This window comes from Xanthovirga aplysinae, assembly GCF_009711365.1.
Classification (GTDB): domain Bacteria; phylum Bacteroidota; class Bacteroidia; order Cytophagales; family Cyclobacteriaceae; genus Xanthovirga; species Xanthovirga aplysinae.
Window position 1 is genome coordinate 1 of sequence record NZ_SMMB01000475.1, and the last position, 1,817, is coordinate 1,817.

2 protein-coding genes are annotated in these 1,817 nt (G+C 38.0%); one reads left to right on the forward strand and one right to left on the reverse strand.

Annotated features, from left to right (window positions below):
* A partial coding sequence (locus tag E1171_RS01920) for a T9SS type A sorting domain-containing protein (RefSeq protein ID WP_155203540.1) occupies positions 1–528 on the forward strand: 528 nt, incomplete at its 5' end.
* Between the two features lie 154 nt (positions 529–682).
* Here the strand turns inward: E1171_RS01920 and dinB are convergent.
* Positions 683–1,817: DNA polymerase IV (gene dinB / locus E1171_RS01925; protein WP_246164117.1), on the reverse strand; the 1,135-nt coding region annotated here is incomplete at its 5' end.

Genomic DNA, 1,817 nt, shown 5'->3' on the forward strand with positions numbered 1-1,817 from the left:
GATGGGAAAACTGACCTTTTTGTTAAAGGCCATGGAACCTACAGGGCCTTATATTTAGCTAATGTATCAGGTAACGGTTTCAGTAGAGTATTTATGGGTAACGAAGATGGAGTAGGAGGAACTGACAGTGAGGCGTTCTTTACTACTACTGAAAGTAAAATACTTTATCCATGGGATTATAACATCTATGACACAGAAGAGTTAACTTCCCAGCTGGCAAATAATAAAACCCATAGCTCTCAAAATTTTAAGGAAAATCCAAATTTACAAATAGACCTTTCCCTAGCTAAAACACCGGGAAGCTTTTATCCTAATCCATTTCAAGATCATTTAAATATACCCACGAACAATTCAGGGAAACTAGTGATTATTAATATGCTTGGTCAAATAGTTTACCAATGCGAAAACTGCAAAACTACTATTGATTTACGCCATTTAAAAACAGGACTTTATCAAGCCTTATTGATTGATAACTCTGGAAAGATCATTTTAAATGCTAAAATCATGAAGATTAGTGGGTCCAATTGATCTATTAATTTCACCCAACAGTGATAAAGAATAGCCGGAAAAATAATTTTCCGGCTTATTTAATTTTTTACTTTGTACCCATCTATAATGAATATGGATTAAGTCTCTTGCTTCTATTTAACATAATGATATTTATAACACATCGAAAAACGCCTTATTTTAAAGGCTTAAAAGCGGATGCCCGCTGAATTGCATATTTCCCATAGCGGTTCCGGATCTGATCGGTTGCCTGGAGTAAAGCAATCTTTTGGTTGGTATCATCAAATAAATTAATTTGATGGCCACCGCCTACTAATCCTGACAAACGCAATCCTATAAGTCTAATTCGTAAACGTTTTTCGTAAATCTTATCAAACAGCTCTTTCGCTCTTTCAATTATTAGATCGTCTGAAGCAGAGTAAGGAATTTTGCATTGGCGGTTGTGAGTATCAAAATTATTATAGCGAATTTTGACTGTCACCACAGAGCATACTTTATTTTGCTTTCGGAGTTGGTAACATAGCTTCTCAGCAAAAGCGGTCAACAAGGACTTCATGCCATTTATATCCATACTGTCTTTACCAAAAGTATGTTCTGTAGAAAGAGATTTAGCCTCTTGCTCCGGAAGAACTTCGCTTGGATCTATCCCATTAGCCTTCCTATGCATGACACGACCGTTCTTTCCAAACAACTGTTCCAGGATCTCAACTGGGGTTTCTGCAAGTGTCTGAATTTGTTTTATTCCCACACGGAAGAGAAGCTTTTGGGAAGCATGGCCAATCATCGGAATTTTACTTATAGATAAAGGATTAAGAAAAGGTTTTACCTTCTGCTGAGGAATATAAAGCTTGCCATTGGGCTTACCTTCTGAGGTAGCGATCTTGGCCACGGTTTTGTTGGCCGAAAGCCCAAAAGAAATAGGAAGTCCACTTTCCTGTATAATACTATTTTGAAGCTCAGAGGTCCATTGATAAGAACCAAAAAAACGGTCCATTCCACTTATGTCCAGGTAAAATTCATCAATAGATGCCTTTTCAAAGAGCGGGGCTTTTTCTTGGATAATTTCAGTTACTTCAGTACTCTTTTGGGAGTACATTTCCATATCTCCTCTAATCCAAATAGCATCAGGGCAACGTTGCCGAGCATATCTAGCTGGCATGGCAGCATGGACACCAAAATAGCGAGCTTCATAGGAACAGCTTGCTACCACTCCCCTGTCAGATTTACCTCCAATAATAACAGGCTTCCCCCATAATGCCGGATTAATTAAGCGTTCACACGACACAAAAAAAGTGTCCAAATCCATATGT